Source organism: Duganella sp. Root336D2, from assembly GCF_001425005.1.
Classification (GTDB): Bacteria; Pseudomonadota; Gammaproteobacteria; order Burkholderiales; family Burkholderiaceae_D; genus Rugamonas.
Window position 1 is genome coordinate 135,108 of the sequence record NZ_LMDB01000004.1, and the last position, 17,553, is coordinate 152,660.

Consider the following 17,553-nt stretch of genomic DNA (forward strand, 5'->3'; position numbering starts at 1 on the left):
CTGACCCTTGGGTCAGACCCCGCTTTACCGGTTTTACCAGATGATTACTCGCTCTTTCGGCGTCAGGTACATCTTGTCGCCCTTCTTCACACCGAACGATAAGTCGGGTGGCAAGTTCAAGGAGCCTGAGGTTAAGCAGGCTGCTCCGGCTGCTGAGGCGCCGGCTGCGGAGCCTAAGGGCTGATCTTTTCACCGCGTATAAAAAAACCGCTCGATTGGAGCGGTTTTTTTTTGCCTTTTTTAAAACCGGTAAACCTGGGTCAGACCCAAGGGTCTGACCCCGTCTGCTCGACGGCCGGGGTGTTGGTTCTGGGTCTTTGACTTATTGCGAAGTTCAAAGGCGCATAACCCGGACGACAGCCCGGACGACAGCTTTAAGACCGTTGGGGGTCTGACCCTTGGGTCAGACCCCGCTTTACCGGTTTTACCAGATGATTACTCGCTCTTTCGGCGTCAGGTACATCTTGTCGCCCTTCTTCACACCGAACGCGTCGTAGAAGCCTGGCTGGTTGCGCAGGGTGCCGTTGGCGCGGAATTCTTCGGGTGAGTGCGGGTCGGTGGTGACCTGGCGGATCAACGCTGCTTCACGCGACTTGGCGCGCCATGCTTGCGCCCAGCCCTGGTAGAAGCGCTGTTCGCCGCTGAATCCTTCAATCACCGGTGCCGGCTTGCCGCCCAGCGACAGCTTGTAAGCCTTGTACGCAATCGCCAGACCCGAGTTGTCGGCGATGTTCTCACCCAGCGTCAGTTCACCATTGACCTTGTAGCCTTTGACCGGGCTGAAGGCGCCGTACTGTTTGACCAGCATCTGTGTCTTGGTCTTGAAGTTGGCGTGATCGCGCTTGGTCCACCAGTCGCGCAGGTTGCCGTCGCCGTCGTATTGCGCGCCCTGGTCGTCGAAGCCGTGCGAGATCTCGTGGCCGATCACGGCGCCGATCGCGCCGTAATTGACCGCGTCGTCTGCGTTGGCGTCGAAGAACGGTGGCTGCAGGATGGCGGCCGGGAACACGATCTCGTTCAGCTCCGGGTTGTAGTAGGCGTTGACGGTTTGCGGCGTCATGCCCCATTCGTCGCGGTCGATCGGCTTGCCCAGCTTGTCCAGTTCCTTCTGCACCGCAAACTCGGTGGCGCGCGTCACGTTGCCCACCAGGTCGTTGCGGTCGATGGTCAGCGCGCTGTAGTCGCGCCATTTGTTCGGGTAGCCGATTTTCGGCGTGAACTTGGCCAGCTTGGTTTGCGCTTCCTGCTTGGTCTTGGCGCTCATCCAAGGCAGCTTGTCGATGCTGTCCTTGTAGGCTACCAGCAGGTTCTTCACCAGTTCTTCCATGCGCGCCTTGTTCGCGGCCGGGAAGTGCTGCTCGACGTAGACTTTGCCGATGCTTTCGCCCAGCGCGTCTTCAGTGGCGGAGACGCCGCGCTTCCAGCGTGGGCGCATTTCAGTGGCGCCGCCCAGCTGCTTGCCGTAGAACTCGAAATTGGTCTCGACGAAGGCCTTGGACAGGAATGGCGCGTTGTGGCGGATCACGTTCCAGGCGAAGTATGGCTTGAGGGTCTCGAGCGGGGTTTCGGCCAGCAGCTTGTCCAGCGCTTTCAGGTAGCTTGGCTGGCTGACGATCACGTAATCGACCTTGCCGGCGATGCCGAGGCCGTTCAGGTAGGCGTTCCAGTTATAGCCAGGCATCAGTTCGCCCAGCTTGGCGACCGGTACCTTGTTGTAGGCTTTGACCGGGTCGCGCAGTTCAACCTTGGTCCAGTGCAGTTGTGCGATCCTGGTTTCGAAGGCGACGATGGACTTGGCGTTGGCGGCGGCGTTGGTGTCGCCGGCCAGCGCCAGCATTTTCTCGACGGTCGCCTGGTACTTCGCCAGCGTTTCGGCCATCTTGGCGTCGTCTTTTTTCAGGTAGTAGTCGCGGTCGGGCATGCCCAGGCCGGACTGCACGAAGTCCACCACGTATTTGGTGGAGTCCTTGTTGTCCTGGTGGATGCCCATGTCCATCGGCGCCGCGAAGTTGTGGCGGTTGTGGTACGCGAACAGGGCTGGCAGTTGCTTCTTGTCGCTCAGGGCGGCGATACGCGCCAGCTCGGGCTGGATGGGTGCAACGCCCAGCTGCTCGAGGCGGGCTTCGTCCATGAAGGCGGCGTAGAAGTCGCCGATGCGTTTCTTGTCGGCGGTGTCAGCGCTTTGTGCGGAGTCTTCGATGATAGTGCGCAGCTGCGGCTGGATGTCTTCGAACAGTTTTTCGAACGCGCCCCAGCTCGACATTTCGGCCGGGATTTCAGTCGTGGCCAGCCACTTGCCGTTCAGGTGCTTGAAGAAGTCGTCTTGTGCGCGGACGGCGGGGTCGACGTATTGCAGTTCGATGCCGGATTTGTCGGCGGCGCTGGCGACGGTGGCCAGCAGCGCGGCGGCAGCGGCGGCGAGGAGGTGTTTTTTCATTGGGGGTCCATTTCTAAAACCGGTAAACCTGGGTCAGACCCAAGGGTCTGACCCGATAGGCGGCGGTCGCGGGCCAGTGTCAGGCACTTGTGCCTGACACTGGTTTACCGGTTTTTACCAGATGATCGCGCGGTCTTTCGGCGCCAGGTACAGTTTGTCGCCGTCCTTCAGGCCGAAGGCTTCGTAGAAGCCTGGCTGGTTGCGCAGGGTGCCGTTGGTGCGGAACGGGCCTGGCGAGTGCGGGTCGGCCTTGATGCGGGAGATCAGCGCCGCATCGCGGTACTTGGTGCGCCATACCTGCGCCCAGCCCATATAGAAGCGCTGGTCGCCGCTGAAGCCGTCGATCACCGGCGCTTTCTTGCCCTTCAGCGACAGCTTGTATGCCTTGTAAGCCACAGCCAGGCCGGAGTTGTCGCCGATGTTCTCGCCCAGGGTCAGCTCGCCATTAACCTTGTAGCCTGGCAGGGCTTCGAATTCGCCGTACTGCTTGACCAGGATGCCGGTGCGTTCCTTGAAACGCTTGCCGTCTTCTTCGGTCCACCAGTTGCGCAGGTTGCCGTCGCCGTCGAACTGCGAGCCCTGGTCGTCGAAGCCGTGCGAGATTTCGTGGCCGATCACCGCGCCGATGCCGCCGTAGTTGACCGCGTCGTCAGCTTTCATGTCGAAGAATGGCGGCTGCAGGATGGCGGCCGGGAACACGATCTCGTTCATCTCCGGGTTGTAGTAGGCATTGATCTGCTGCGGTGGCATCAGCCATTCGTCGCGGTCGATTGCCTTGCCCAGCTTGTTCACATTGCGTTCGTGTTCAAACTGGCTGGAGCGGATCACGTTGCCCACCAGGTCGTCGCGTTTGATTTCCAGTGCGCCGTAGTCGCGCCACTTGTTCGGGTAGCCGATCTTGGTGGTGAACTTGGCCAGCTTGGCGTGCGCTTCCTTGCGGGTCGCAGGGCTCATCCACTCCAGGGTATCGATGCTCTGGTTGAAGGCTTGCAGCAGGTTCTTCACCAGTTTTTCCATACGGGCCTTGGCTTCCGGCGGGAAATGCTTGGCGACATACAGCTTGCCGACCGCTTCGCCCATCGAGCCTTCAGTCAGGGACACGGCGCGCTTCCAGCGTGGGCGCAGTTCGGTGGCGCCGCTCAGGGCAGTGCCGTAGAACGAGAAGTTCTCGTCAACGAAGGCTTCGGACAGCTCAGGCGAGAAGGTTGCCAGCAGACGGTAGTCCATATAGGCCTTCCAGTCTTCCATCGACACTTCGGCGACCACCTTGTCCAGCGCCTGCAGGTAGGTCGGCTGGCTGACGATCACGTCTTTCAACTTGCCGTTGATATGCACGCCTTCGAGCCAGGTGTCGAAGTCGAAGCCAGGCATCAGTTCTTTCAGCTTGGCGATTTCGTATTTGTTGTAAGCCTTGACCGGATCGCGCAGCTCGACCTTGGTCCACTGGATCTGGGCGATGCGGGTTTCGACGTTGACCACGGCTTTTGCGGTGGCGGCGGCGTTCTTGTCGCCGGCCAGTGCCATCATTTTGGCCACGTGGGCTTCGAACTTGGCCAGGGTGTCGGCCAGTTTGGCGTCATCCTTTTTCAGGTAGTAGTCGCGGTCAGGCATCGACAGGCCGGACTGGGACAGGTCGGCCACGTAGCGGGTCGAGTCCTTGTTGTCCTGGTGGATGCCGACGTCGAACGGGCTGCTCACGCCCATGCGCGAGAAGTGCGCGAACTGGGCGGCCAACTGCTTCTTGTCGTTCAAGGCTGCGATGCGGGCGCGCTCGCCCGCCAGCGGGGTCAGGCCCAGCTGCTCGGCGCGGGCTTCGTCCATCATGGCGGCGTACATATCGCCTACGCGCTTGGCATCGGCGTTGCCGCCTTTAGCGGCAGCTTCTTCGATCAAGGTGCGCAGTTGGGCCTGGACCGTGTCGGACAGTTGCACGAAGGTGCCCCAGCTGGAACGCTCGGCCGGGATTTCGGTGTTCTTCAGCCAGGTGCCGTTCTGGTGCTGGTAGAAGTCGTCCTGCGCACGGACGGCTTTGTCCATGTTGGCGGCTTCGATGCCGGATTTTTGTGCAGGCTTGCCGGCCGCGATGGCGGCGTTTGCAGCGAAGAGGCCGACGATAACGGCGCTCAGGATCTTGCGTTTCAAGGTTACCCTCCCAGGTAGATTGACGGTATCGCGCGACTCTAGCACGCCGGTGTGAAACGTTGAAAGAAAAGCCACGCGGTGGCGTGGCTTTTTAGCAAAACAATGATTACCAGATGATGATGCGGTCTTCCGGCCTGACGTACATCTTGTCGCCTTCCTTCACGCCGAAGGCATCGTAGAAGGCCGGCTGGTTGACCACCGTGCCGTTGGCGCGGAAGCGGCCGGCGGAGTGCGGGTCGGTCTTGATCTGCACAATCGCCTGCTGTTCGCGCATCTTGGTGCGCCATACCTGGCCGAAGCCCATGAACACGCGCTGTTCGCCGCTCAGTCCATCGATCACTGGCGAAGCCTTGCCGCCCAGGGAGATCTTGTACGCCTTGTAGGCAATCGCCAGGCCGGAGTTGTCGGCGATGTTTTCGCCCAGGGTCAGCTTGCCGTTGATGTTATAGCCGGGCACCGGCTCATAGGAGCTGTACTGTTTGACCATGGCATCGGCCTTGACCTTGAAGGCGGCGCGGTCTTCGGCAGTCCACCAGTCGCGCAGGTTGCCGTCGCCGTCGTACTGCGAGCCGGAGTCGTCGAAGCCGTGCGAGATTTCGTGGCCGATCACCGCACCAATGGCGCCGTAGTTGACCGCATCGTCAGCCTTCATGTCGAAGAACGGCGGCTGCAGGATGGCGGCCGGGAACACGATCTCGTTGGCGGTTGGACGATAGTAGGCATTGATCGTCTGCGGAGTCATGCCCCACTCTTCCTTGTCGATCGGCTTGCCCAGCTTTTCCAGGTTGCGGTTATAGGCAAATTCGGCAGCGCGGCCCATATTGCCGATCAGGTCACCGGCCTTGAACTGCAGCTTGCTGTAGTCGCGCCATTTGTTCGGGTAGCCGATTTTCGGGGTGAACTTGGCCAGCTTCTCTTGCGCCTGTTTCTTGGTCTCCGGGCCCATCCAGTCGATGCTGTCGATGCTCTGCTTATAGGCCACCAGCAGGTTCTTCACCAGTTCCTCCATGCGCGCCTTGCGTTCGGCCGGGAAGTGCTTCGCCACGTACAGCTTGCCCATGCCTTCGCCGATCGCGCCTTCCACCACGCCCACGCCGCGCTTCCAGCGTGGTTGCTGCTCGGTTACACCGGTCAGCACGGTACCGTAGAAGGCGAAATTAGCCTGGTCGAAATCCTTCGACAGGTAAGGCGATGCGTCGCGCAGCAGGTGCCATTCAAAGTAGGCTTTCCAGGTTTCCAGCGGGGTGCTTTCAACCAGCTTGGCGAATTCGGTCATGTAGCTTGGCTGGGCCACGATCACGCTGTCGGTCTTGGCGGCGATACCGGTGGCGCCCAGGGCGGCCTTCCAGTCGTAGCCTGGCGCGCTTTCAGCAAGCTTGCTGATTTCCATCTTGTTGTAGCGCTTGACCGGGTCGCGGTTGTCGACGCGCGACCACTGCGCTTTGGCCAGTTCGGTTTCCAGTGCCACGATGGCCTTGGCTTTTGCGGCGCCATCCTTGTTGCCGGCCAGGCCGAGGACTTTAGCAACGTGCAGCTCGTATTTGGCCAGCGCGTCCGCCATCTTGGCGTCGTCTTTCTTCAGGTAGTACTCGCGGTCAGGCAGGCCCAGGCCGGACTGGCCCATGTGGGCTGCGTACTGGGTCGAGTTGCGTGCATCCTGGCTCACGCCTACGCCATAAGGCGCCGGCACGCCGGTCTTGTTGAAGTGGGCGACCAGCGCGGGGATGCCCTTCTTGTCTTTCAGGCCGCGGATCCGGGACAGCTCACCGGCCAGCGGCTTGGCGCCCAGCTTTTCCAGCTTGGCTTCGTCCATATAGGAAGCGTACAGCGCGGCGATCTTGGCGTCGTCGCCTTGCAGGCCTTTCTGGCCCTGCAGGCCCTGGATCAGGTCACGCAGTTGGAACAGGGTGTCGTCGCGCAGCTTGGCGAAGGAACCCCAGCTCGACTTGTCGGCCGGGATCTCGGTGCTGCGCAGCCATTCGCCGTTCAGGTGCTGGAAGAAATCGTCCTGCGCGCGCACGTTCTTGTCGATGTATTGGGTGTCGATGCCGGAAGTCGGGGCCGGCGTGTGATAGTGGCCTTCATGTCCGCCTGCGTGGGCGAATGCCGCCATCAGGCTCAGGGTGATGGTGCTCAGGATGTGTCGTTTCACTCTCTTTATCCCTTTAGAATTTGGTTTCAAGTCGAACGCTCCACTGGGTATATGTGGGGTTCAGCGTGGCCGCCTGTGCGGCGAGCCCATTTGCATTGACCAGGTTGTACCCGGTCGCATCATCCGCCAGCAGGTTGTTGGCGCTGATTCGGATTTGCGTGCGGCTGTCGAAACGCCACAGCGCATACATGTCCAGCACGCGTTTGCGGCTGGCCTGCACTACTTGCTTGTCGCTGGCCTGGGTGCGGATGGCCGGCGTCCAGTTATAGCTTGTGCCAAGCGTAAGCGGTATGTCTTTGAGTCGGTAGTCCATGCCCAGGTTGGCCGTCTGCCTGGCTTGCTGGTCAAGGCGGTTGTCCGGGCCCTGGATGCCGTCGACCCTGGACCAGAAGCGGCTGTAGTTGCTGCGGAAGTCGATCTGCGGTGCATTGTCCATCAGCTCGGACAATGCAAACTTGGCTTCCAGCTCAATGCCGCTGGTGCGCGCATGGCCGATATTGGCCGGTGCAGAAACCCAGCGCTGGCCAAGCTCGGTTTGCTGCAACGTCAGTTCGCGGCGGATCAGGTTGTCGATATTGCGCACGAAGCCACTGAGGCTGACGATGCCGCTGCGTCCCAGGTAGTGCTCATAGGCGAGATCGAGGCCGGTGGCCAGTTCCGGCTTCAGGTTCGGGTTGCCGATGCGGTCAGGGCTGGTGGCGCTGTTCAGGCGCGACAGGAATGGTGCGGCGATCAGGTCCTGCACATTGGGCGATTTGTAGCTCTTGGTCAGGCTGGCGCGTACCTGGTCTTTTTCGTATCCGGGAATTTTCCACACCGCGTGCAACAGCGGGCTGAAAACCTTGCTGGTGTTGCTGACTGTGCCGCTGCTGCGGTCCGACGTGGTGCGGATGCCTTCCCAGCGTGCACCGACGTAGGCCGACCATTGCGGTGTGATGTCCCATTCATCCTGTGCGAACAGGGCGGCGCGGCGGCTGTCTGCCGTCAGGTTGTCGCCGGAATCGGCGAATTGCGCGATGCCGTTTTTATCCAGCGATACGCGCAGTTGTTCGCGGTGGCTGGCTTCCAGGTCCCAGCCGGCAGCCAGCAGGTGGCCGGCGCCGATCGGAGAAGAGTACTTGCCGCCGGTGTTGATGCTCTTGTCGCGCGTGTTGTCGGTTTCAGTGAAGCGATCCAGCAGCGTGCCTTGCGTGTCGTATTGGTAACGCAGCGAATCGCTGTCTCGCTTGCCCAGGCCGAAGCCGAACTTCACGTCGAGCTTGCTGGCGCCCTGCAGGCGATGCACCCAGTTGCCGAAGCCGCGCAGGAACGTAACGTCGCCCTCGCTGGTTTGCTGCGCCAGGTTGTACTCGGGCGGCTGGCTGCCGACCGGCTGCGCCAGGTTGGTCTGCGCCGCGCTGCGCGACCTTTGATGCATCAGGAAGGTCTGGAAGTTCAGCGTGTCGCCGTTCCCGAACTTGTAGGAGAAGCGCGGCGTCAGGTGCAGCCCCTTGTTGCTGCCGCTGCTCTCGCTTTCCAGGAATTGTTCCTTGGCCAGGCCGCCATCGGCTTCAGTCTCGGTGTTGTGGGCGCGCGTACTGTCGTGCTGGCGGCCGTAGTTGAGCGAGGCCGACAGGGTGTAGCTCAGCGCACCAGACTTGCCCGGCGCGGTGACCGACAGCTCAGGCGAGTGACGGCCCTGCTCGATGCGGTCGGAGGCCTTCACCTGGATGTCGCGCATCTGGTAGCCGTCGCGCAACACGATATTGACGGTGCCGGCGATGGAGCGGGTGCTGTGCTCGGCCACCGGGCCGCGCATCACTTCAATGCGCTCGACCTGGTCGGGCGACAGCGATTCCATCGAAAAGCCGGCCGGCGGGCGTTCGCCGTTCACCAGCACCTGCGTATAGCCGCTGCCCAGGCCGCGCATGCGCACTTCGCCGCCGCGGCCGGCGCGGCCGCCAAGGGTGATGCCGGGCAGGCGCTTCAGGACATCGCCGATATTGCTGTCGCCGTTGCGGTCCAGTTCCTCGCGGCCGAAAACCTGCTTGCCCGCCGTGGAGTTGCGGCGTTCGGTCATATCGTCCTGGCGGCCGCCGCTGATGGTGACCTGGGGGATGACTTTATCGGCTGGTTTGACTGGTTCCTGCTGGGCTGCGGCGCCAGTGGCCGCGCCGAGCGTGGCCAGGGCGAAAGGGATCAGCTTCTTCATGAATGGACAATGTTGCACGCGGCAGGCCGGTTGGCTTCGCGCTGGCATTGTAATCCCCACCCTGCCGGCTGGCACAGGGCCTCCGCCATTGTTACTTTAAGATACTTACATGCCGCGTCCACCGCCGGCGCTGCCGCCGCCGGGTCCGCCCATGCCGCCACCGCGGCCGCCATGGCCACCGCGATGGGCACCCTCCTCGCCGGGTGGACGATCTGCACGGCCAGCGCCGGGGCCATCTTCCATACGGATCAGTTGGTCTACGAGAAACTTTGACGCCGCCTGACGCTGGCCATCATCCAGCGCATCGTTAATGCCCAGCCACCACTCGCGCAACTGGCGGTCTTCGGCCGCCGTGGCAGCTTGCTCCGCCTCCAGCCCGGCCTGCAGCTCGCGTAGTTCAACGCTCTGGGCTTGCAAGCCCAGCTTGGTCGCCTCCTGCAGGCGCTCGCGGCGCGCCTTGCGTTCACGCAGCAGCGCCTTGCTCTGGCTTTCCACCTTGGCCCACAGGGTCTGCTGGTTGGCATTCAGGTTGAGGGACTTGCGGAATTCGGAGGCCATGGGCACCAGGTCTTCGGCGCGCATGTCCATGACCGGCACGGCAAAGGCCGGTGCGACGGCCATGGCTAATACCAGCCAGGCGGCACGCGCCGTGCGTATCAGTTTCATATTGTTGCTCCGGAAAAAAAGATGCCCGCGGGGTTGCCGCAGGCATAAACCACTTTAGGGTAGAGAGAAATAGCGGACCCAGTGTAGGCCCGGCATGGCGGTCAATCTGTCTTTCTTACAAATACTTACTCTGGTAAATACATTGGCAAACACCTACAAAGTTATGAATTTATCGTGGCTTTCAAAAGGTTTTATTCCATGCTGGCAGCTACGATTGCTGGAAATCAGGTTTATACTGAAATCCAATGGCGGACGAGTTAACCGCTGTAATCGGAACAGGTGATACATGGGCAAGAAACTCAAGAACGCTGGCCTGATCGGCCTCGGCGTAGTCGCGGGGGTAGCGGTATCCCTGCAGTTTTCCGCGATGGCACAAAAGCAGGTTGACCCTGTCTTGCCGCTGGAAGAGCTCAAACAGCTTGCCGACGTGTACGGCCTGATCAAATCCGACTATGTGGAGTCGGTGGAAGACAAGAAGCTGCTGACTGAAGCCATCTCCGGCATGGTCGCCTCGCTCGACCCGCATTCCGCCTACCTGGACAAGAAAGCCTATGCCGAGCTGCGTGAAGGCTCGCAGGGCAAGTTCGTCGGCCTCGGCATTGAAATTGCCCAAAGCGACGAAGGCTATATCAAGATCGTGGCCCCGATCGAGGATTCGCCCGCCTACCGCGCCGGCATCAAGCCGGGCGACATGATCACCCGCCTCGATACCACCTCGCTGAAAGGCCTGAGCCTGGACGAGTCGGTGAAGAAGATGCGCGGCGAGCCGGGCTCCAAAGTGATGCTGACCATCATGCGCAAGGATGAACCGCAGCCGCTGGAATTCACTCTGAACCGCGAAGAAATCCACCAGAAAAGCGTCAAGGCCAAGATGGTCTCGCCGGGTTATGCCTGGGTACGCATCTCGCAATTCCAGGAGCCGACGGTGGACGACCTGGCGGCAAAGATTACTGAACTTTATCGCCAGGACCCGCACCTGAAAGGCCTGGTGCTCGACCTGCGCAACGACCCGGGCGGCGTGCTGCAAGGCGCGATCGGCGTGGCGGCAGCCTTCCTGCCGAAGGACACGCCGATTGTTTCGACCAATGGCCAACTGCCTGATTCCAAACAGATTTTCTACGGCCGCGCCGAGTACTATTCGCTGCGTGGCGATGGCGATCCGCTGGCCAAGCTGCCGGATGCGGTCAAGCGCATCCCGATGGCCGTGCTGGTCAATACCGGCTCCGCCTCGGCCTCCGAAATCGTGGCCGGCGCCCTGCAGGACTACAAGCGCGCCACCATCATCGGTTCGCAAACTTTCGGCAAAGGCTCGGTGCAGACCATTCGCCAGCTGACCGCCGATACCGCCGTCAAGCTGACCACCGCGCGCTACTACACGCCGCATGGCCGTTCGATCCAGGCCAAAGGCATTTCGCCCGACCTGGCAGTGGACGAAAACGAGGACGGCGATGGCCTGAACAGCCTGCGCATGCGCGAGGCCGACCTGGCCAAGCACCTGACCAACGACCGCGAGCAGGAAGCGGGCAAGGCCCAGCGCGACGAACTGGAAGAGCAGATGCGCATCCTGGCTGTCGAGAAGAAGCGCAAGCCGCTGGAATACGGCAGCGGCGAGGACTTCCAGCTCAAGCAGGCGCTGAACCACTTGCAAGGCGTTCCCGTCCAGTTGGCCAAGGCCGAATCCAAGCTGGTCAAGCTGGACCCGCCACCCAAGAAATAAAGCTAGCAAAGATTAAGGCGGCGCCCCCTGGGGCGCCGTTTTTCGTTGCAGATGCGGTAAAATCGGCCATCTTACCGGTCGCCTGACCCATTCTAAGAAAGAAATATTGATCATGAAACAAGCCGTCATCAGCGGAACCGGTCTCTTTACTCCCGCGCACTCGATCAGCAATGAAGAGCTGGTCACCGCCTTCAACGCCTACGCCGAACTGTTCAACGCGGAAAACGCCGCCGCCATTGCGGCCGGCACCGTGACCGCGCTGGAACCATCCAGCGCCGGCTTCATTGAAAAGGCGTCCGGCATCAAGTCGCGCTACGTGATGGAAAAGACCGGCATCCTGGACCCGAATCGCATGACCCCGCGCATTCCAGAACGCAGCAATGAGGAATTGTCGCTGCAAGCCGAGATCTGCGTTGCCGCCGCGCGCCAGGCGCTGGACCGCGCCGGCCGCACCCCGGCCGACATCGACATGGTGCTGGTGGCTTGCTCCAACATGCAGCGCGCCTACCCGGCGATGGCGGTGGAAGTGCAGCAGGCGCTGGGCATCGACGGCTTCGGCTTTGACATGAACGTGGCTTGCTCCTCCGCCACCTTCGGCATCCAGACCGCCGTGGGCGCCGTGCAAAGCGGCCAGGCGCGCGCCGTGCTGATCCTGAATCCGGAAATCACTTCCGGCCACCTGGACTACCGCGACCGCGACAGCCACTTCATCTTCGGCGATGCCTGCACCGCGATCATCGTGGAAGCCAAGGAAGGCGCCGTGTCCAAGCACCAGTGGGACATCCTGGACACCAAGCTGAAGACCAGCTTCTCCAACAACATCCGCAACAACTTCGGCTTCATGAACCGTTTCGACGAAGGCGGCATCGGCGCGCCGGACAAGCTGTTCAAGCAGCAGGGCCGCAAGGTGTTCAAGGACGTGTGCCCGATGGCAGCGCAGATGATCAAGGACTCGATCGAGCGCGCCGGCCTGAAGGTTGAGCAGATGAGCCGCTTCTGGCTGCACCAGGCCAACCTGAGCATGAACCAGCTGATTTCCCGCACCATCCTCGGCCGCGACGCCGAGTCGCTGGAAGCGCCGGTGATCCTGGACACGTATGCCAACACCTCGTCGGCCGGCTCCATCATCGCCTTCCACAAGCACCAGGACGACCTGCCGTCCGGCGCCTTCGGCGTAATCTGCAGCTTCGGCGCCGGCTACTCCATCGGCTCCGTCGTCGTCCGTAAAGCCTAAGTTAAAAGTCGGGGTCAGCTCCGGCAATCGGACATTTTGTCCGATTGCCGGAGCTGACCCCGACTTTCATGCGGTTATACTCCTTGGGAAAGGAGGCCCTGCATGCCCCATGACGTCAGCTTGATTACCACTATTGCCGCGGCCCTTGGCTTCGGTCTCGTCTTCGGCTTTATCGCCGTTCGCCTCAAACTCCCTGCCCTCGTCGGCTATCTCGCAGCCGGCATCCTGATTGGTCCTGCTACGCCTGGATTTGTCGCCGACAGCGCAATCGCTGGCCAGTTGGCTGAAATCGGCGTGATGCTGATGATGTTCGGCGTCGGCCTGCACTTTTCCCTCGATGACTTGTGGGAGGTGCGCAAGGTGGCCCTGCCTGGTGCCATCCTGCAGATTGCGGCAGCGACCGGCATGGGTATGGCGCTGGCGCATTTCTGGGGCTGGAGCCTGGGTGGCGGCCTTGTCTTCGGCCTGGCGCTTTCAGTGGCCAGCACCGTGGTGCTGCTGCGGGCGCTGGAGGAGCGCGGTACGCTGGATTCCTTCAATGGCCGCATCGCCGTCGGCTGGCTGGTGGTCGAGGACCTGGTGACGGTGCTCGTGCTGGTCCTTCTGCCGGCACTGGCTGGCGCGCTGGGCGGCAATGCCGGTGACGCGGCACATGGCCACGGCGCTGCTGAAGGCGGCGTTCTCAAGGCGCTGGCAGTCACGCTGGGACAGGTGGCGCTGTTCGTCGGCTTCATGCTGCTGGTGGGCCGCAAGCTGTTCCCGTGGATCCTGTGGCAAGTGGCGCGCACCAAGTCGCGTGAGCTGTTCACGCTGTGCGTGATCGCTGCGGCTGTCGGCATTGCGTATGCCGCGACGGTGCTGTTTGGTATCTCGTTTGCATTGGGTGCCTTCTTCGCCGGCATGGTACTGCGCGAGTCGGAATTGAGCCACCGCGCTGCGCATGAATCGCTGCCGCTGCGCGATGCATTCGCGGTGCTGTTCTTCGTATCGGTCGGCATGCTGTTCGAGCCGATGATCCTGGTCGAACAGCCATTGCGTGTGCTGGCGGTGGTGGCCATCGTCCTGTTCGGCAAATCGATTGCGGCCTTCGCGCTGGTGGTGCTGCTGCGCTACCCCGCCAGCACGGCGCTGATGGTGTCGGCCAGCCTGGCGCAGATCGGCGAGTTCTCCTTCATCCTGGCGGCCTTGGGCATCTCGCTCGGACTGCTGCCGCATGAGGGCCAGAGCCTGATCCTGGCAGGAGCCATCCTGTCGATCGCCTTGAATCCGCTGATGTTCCTGCTGGCAGGGCCATTGGAACGCATGCTGCGCCAGAACAAGGCGCTGGCGGCGCAATACGCGCGCACTGCCGACCCGCTGGCGGAGTTGCCGATGTCCACCGCGCAGTCCAAGCTGGAGGGCCAGGTGGTGCTGGTGGGTTATGGGCGCGTTGGCCGGAACATTGCTGAGGCGCTGGCGGCGCAGGGTATCCACTACGTAGTGGCGGAGCAGAATCGCGAACTGGTCGACCAGTTGCGCCAGGATGGCATCGCCGCTGTGGCGGGCAATGCCGGCGAGCCAGCGGTGCTGATCCAGGCCCATATCCACAAGGCGCGCATGCTGGTGGTGGCAACGCCGGATACCTTCCACGTGCGTGCCATGATCGAAACGGCACGGGCGCTGAATCCGGATATCAAGATCGCCGTGCGTACGCACAGCGAGGAGGAAGCGGCCTTGCTGCGCAGCGAACGCGCTGGCGTCATCTTCATCGGCGAGCAGGAACTTGCGAAATCAATGGCGGCGCACGTCGCCAAAGAAATCTCTTAGCGCAGCGAAATGTCCACCAACGTTCCTGACCCCGAAGTGGACATTTTCACAGGCGCGCGGCCAGCTCGGCGCCTTCCTTGATGGCGCGCTTGGCGTCGAGCTCGGCCGCAAGGGCTGCGCCGCCGATCTTGTGGAAGCGCGGGGTGCCCGCAGCAGCGGCTTCGCCTTCCGGCGGCATCAGTTCGGTCAGGCTTTCCTGGCCGGCGCAAATGATCACGTTGTCCACAGCCAGCAGGCGTTCTTCTTCGCCCACCTGGATGTGCAGGCCTTGGTCGTCGATCAGCTTGTATTGCACGCCGGGGATCATCACCACGCCATTGCGAGCCAGCACCGCGCGGTGCACCCAGCCCGAAGTCTTGCCCAGGCCGGCGCCCAGTTTGCTGGTCTTGCGCTGTAACAGGTAAAGCTGGCGCACCGGTTCCGCCGCCTTGGCCGGCACCAGGCCGCCGCCCGTATTGGCATGCAGGTCGACGCCCCATTCGGCCGTCCAGTGTTCCTTTGCAATCGGCAGGGAATGCTCCGGGTTGTGCAGCAGGTATTCGCCAACGTCGAAGCCAATGCCACCCGCGCCGATAATGGCTACGCGCTTGCCGACCGGCTTTTTATCGCGGATCACATCGAGGTAGGACAGCACTTTGGGATGGTCGATGCCATCGATCTTCGGTTTGCGCGTGCGGATGCCGGTGGCGACGATCACGTCGTCATAGCCGCCCGCCAGCAGCTCTTCGCGCGTGACGCGATGATTGAGCTGCAGCTTGACGCCGGTAAGCTCGATCTTGCGGCCGAAGTAGCGCAGGGTTTCGTTGAATTCTTCCTTGCCGGGGATTTGCTTGGCAATATTGAACTGGCCGCCAATGCGGTCGCTGGAGTCGAACAGGGTTACGTCGTGGCCGCATTCCGCCGCCACCGTCGCTGCCGACAGGCCGGCAGGGCCGGCGCCAACCACCGCCACCTTGCGGCGTGCGGCCGCGGGCTTGTACACCAGCTCCGTCTCATGGCAGGCGCGCGGGTTCACCAGGCAGCTGGCGCGCTTGTTCTGGAAGGTGTGGTCAAGGCAGGCCTGGTTGCATCCGATGCAAGTATTGATTTCGTCGGCGCGGCCGGCGGCCGCCTTGTTGACGAACTCGGCATCAGCCAGGAAGGGGCGCGCCATCGACACCATGTCGGCATCGCCGCGCAGGATGATGTCCTCGGCCTCGGCCGGCATATTGATGCGGTTCGAGGCGACAACAGGAATGGTCACTTCCTTGCGCAGGCGGCCCGCCACTTCGGCAAAGGCGGCGCGCGGCACCGAGGTGACGATGGTCGGCACGCGGGCTTCGTGCCAGCCGATGCCGGTGTTGAGGATGGTGGCGCCGGCGTGCTGCAAGGCCTTGGCAACTGCCACCACCTCTTCCCAGGTATTGCCGCCGTCCACCAGGTCCAGCAGCGAGTGGCGGTACATGATGATGAAATCGCGGCCGACTGCTTCGCGCATGCGGCGCACGATTTCCACCGGCAGGCGCATGCGGTTCTCGATGCTGCCGCCCCAGCGGTCGGTGCGCAGGTTGGTACGGGCGCACAGGAACTGGTTCAGCAGGTAGCCTTCGCTGCCCATTACCTCCACGCCGTCATAGCCGGCCTTCTGCGCCAGCTTGGCGGCGCGTACGTAGGCTTTGATGGTCGATTCAATGCCACCTTCCGTCAGCGCCTTCGGCTTGAAGGGCGAGATCGGCGATTTCTTGTCGGAGGCCGACACGGCAAACGGCTGGTAGCCATAGCGCCCTGCGTGCAGGATCTGCATCAGGATCTTGCCGCCCTCTTGGTGCACGGCACTGGTCAGCTTGCGGTGGTTGAACACGTCGCCAATGAAATTCATGGTGCCGCCGAAGGGCAGCAGCCAGCCCTGGCGATTCGGCGAGATGCCGCCGGTGACGATCATGCCCACGCCGCCCTTGGCGCGCTCGCGGTAGAAGGCGGCCAGCTTGTCATAATTGAAGAAGCGGTCCTCCAGCCCCGTATGCATGGAACCCATGATGACGCGGTTGCGCAAGGTGGTAAACCCCAGGTCGAGGGGCGAAAGAAGATGAGGGAAATTCGTGGTCATGGCGGAATGGCGGGAGTTCAGTGCGCTGTCTAACGATGGGAGCGCGCGGCGCTTGTATTCTGCCATCAGTTACCTTACGCTGGTAGCATGAAGCGACTGTTATTAGTACTGTTCCTCGGTTTTACCGCGCCCGCCTTTGGCGCGGGACAGGCGGCCCGTTTGGAAATTCCGAAGCTGGAAGTATCCGTCAACCGGGTGAAGGCAGACGCGCAACAGCTCTATGAAGTGAACGCCAGCGGCACCGTTCATGCATCCCTGCCAACAGTCTGGCGCACCCTCACCACCTACGACCGCATGGAAGAATTCGTGCCCGACATGGCGTCGTGCCGGGTGCTTTCCCGTAATGGCAATGAAGTCATCATTGAGCAATTTGGTACGGCCCGTTTCCTCTTCATGTCACGTTCCATCCATCTTGTCGTGCGTGCAACGGAGCAACCGATGTCGTCGATCGACATCGCCCTGGTTTCGGGTGACATGAAACACTATGAGGCACGATGGGAATTGATTCCCATTCCGGAAACCGGCGGCACCCGCGTGGTGTATAGCGGTCGCCTGATGCCGAATTTCTACGTGCCGGGCTTGTTAGGCACCAACATCATCCGCGGCGATATCGAACGCATGATGAATGCGGTGCTGGCCCACCTGGAGCGCCAGCCGGCGCTGCCGAAACAGTCCGAGCTGGCACGCGGGCTGGGCGGAGTGCCCAGCGTCCCGTAAGCGCTGCGGCTTAGGCCGTGTAATGGTCGCGGTCGCGCACTTCCGCAAAATTTTCAAGACTGCCGATACGGATCACCACCGCATTCATGGTGGATGCCGTCTGCATCGAGCGCCAGGCGAATTGCCATTCTTTCTCCATCGCATCTTCACGCGTCTTGGTGAAGGCCGCGCCCAAAGCGGCACGGCCGCCGTATTCGATGGCGCCGTCAATGCCGGCCCAATTCGGCAGCGTGCGCTGCACGGCGCGGTGGATGCGCTCACCGAATTCCTCGGTGTTGTGGATCACCAGGCAGCTGTCGGCGCTGAAATGATCGAACAGGTCGCGGTTCCAGGCTTGCGAGAAGCTCAGGGTCAGGAAGCTGCCCACAGGGCGCAGCACGAACTGGCCGTCCTTCAGGGCTTGTT

Annotated in this window: 11 protein-coding genes; 4 read left to right on the forward strand and 7 right to left on the reverse strand. The window is 62.0% G+C overall.

Annotated elements, in window-relative coordinates:
* Positions 1 to 424: 424 nt before the first annotated feature.
* The 5 genes from ASD07_RS06810 to ASD07_RS06830 form a co-directional block, all read right to left on the reverse strand.
* Positions 425 to 2,437, reverse strand: a complete 2,013-nt coding sequence (locus tag ASD07_RS06810) for a M13 family metallopeptidase (protein WP_055927017.1) — start codon at positions 2,435 to 2,437, stop codon at positions 425 to 427.
* A gap of 114 nt (positions 2,438 to 2,551) precedes the next feature.
* Positions 2,552 to 4,579: a M13 family metallopeptidase gene (locus tag ASD07_RS06815; protein WP_055927019.1), complete on the reverse strand. Its 2,028-nt coding sequence runs from the start codon at positions 4,577 to 4,579 to the stop codon at positions 2,552 to 2,554.
* 106 nt (positions 4,580 to 4,685) lie between these two features.
* Complete coding sequence (locus ASD07_RS06820) at positions 4,686 to 6,692, reverse strand: M13 family metallopeptidase (protein ID WP_200953778.1); 2,007 nt, start codon at positions 6,690 to 6,692, stop codon at positions 4,686 to 4,688.
* A gap of 52 nt (positions 6,693 to 6,744) precedes the next feature.
* Complete coding sequence (locus ASD07_RS06825) at positions 6,745 to 8,922, reverse strand: TonB-dependent siderophore receptor (RefSeq protein ID WP_055927024.1); 2,178 nt, start codon at positions 8,920 to 8,922, stop codon at positions 6,745 to 6,747.
* A gap of 105 nt (positions 8,923 to 9,027) precedes the next feature.
* Positions 9,028 to 9,588, reverse strand: a complete 561-nt coding sequence (locus ASD07_RS06830; protein WP_055927026.1) for a hypothetical protein — start codon at positions 9,586 to 9,588, stop codon at positions 9,028 to 9,030.
* Positions 9,589 to 9,874: 286 nt separating this feature from the next.
* On the opposite strand from ASD07_RS06830, the gene ASD07_RS06835 reads away from it, so the two are divergent.
* The 3 genes from ASD07_RS06835 (at position 9,875) to ybaL (ending at position 14,345) form a co-directional block, all read left to right on the forward strand.
* The gene (locus ASD07_RS06835; RefSeq protein WP_055927028.1) at positions 9,875 to 11,305 is read left to right on the forward strand and encodes a S41 family peptidase; all 1,431 of its coding nucleotides are present in this window, start codon (positions 9,875 to 9,877) and stop codon (positions 11,303 to 11,305) included.
* A 112-nt stretch (positions 11,306 to 11,417) separates the two neighbouring features.
* Positions 11,418 to 12,539, forward strand: coding sequence for a beta-ketoacyl-ACP synthase III (locus ASD07_RS06840; RefSeq protein ID WP_055927030.1), 1,122 nt, complete (start codon positions 11,418 to 11,420; stop codon positions 12,537 to 12,539).
* A 102-nt stretch (positions 12,540 to 12,641) separates the two neighbouring features.
* Positions 12,642 to 14,345, forward strand: a complete 1,704-nt coding sequence (gene ybaL, locus ASD07_RS06845) for a YbaL family putative K(+) efflux transporter (RefSeq protein ID WP_055927032.1) — start codon at positions 12,642 to 12,644, stop codon at positions 14,343 to 14,345.
* A 46-nt stretch (positions 14,346 to 14,391) separates the two neighbouring features.
* Here the strand turns inward: ybaL and ASD07_RS06850 are convergent, their stop codons facing one another.
* On the reverse strand, positions 14,392 to 16,431 hold the full coding sequence (locus tag ASD07_RS06850) for an NADPH-dependent 2,4-dienoyl-CoA reductase (RefSeq protein ID WP_055927364.1): 2,040 nt from the start codon (positions 16,429 to 16,431) through the stop codon (positions 14,392 to 14,394).
* 87 nt (positions 16,432 to 16,518) lie between these two features.
* On the opposite strand from ASD07_RS06850, the gene ASD07_RS06855 reads away from it, so the two are divergent.
* A complete protein-coding gene (locus tag ASD07_RS06855) occupies positions 16,519 to 17,148 on the forward strand; it encodes an SRPBCC family protein (RefSeq protein ID WP_082507173.1) in 630 nt (209 codons plus the stop codon).
* A 10-nt stretch (positions 17,149 to 17,158) separates the two neighbouring features.
* On the opposite strand, the gene ASD07_RS06860 is transcribed toward ASD07_RS06855, so the two are convergent.
* Positions 17,159 to 17,527, reverse strand: coding sequence for a hypothetical protein (locus ASD07_RS06860; protein ID WP_307143385.1), 369 nt, complete (start codon positions 17,525 to 17,527; stop codon positions 17,159 to 17,161).
* Between the last annotated feature and the right edge of the window lie 26 nt (positions 17,528 to 17,553).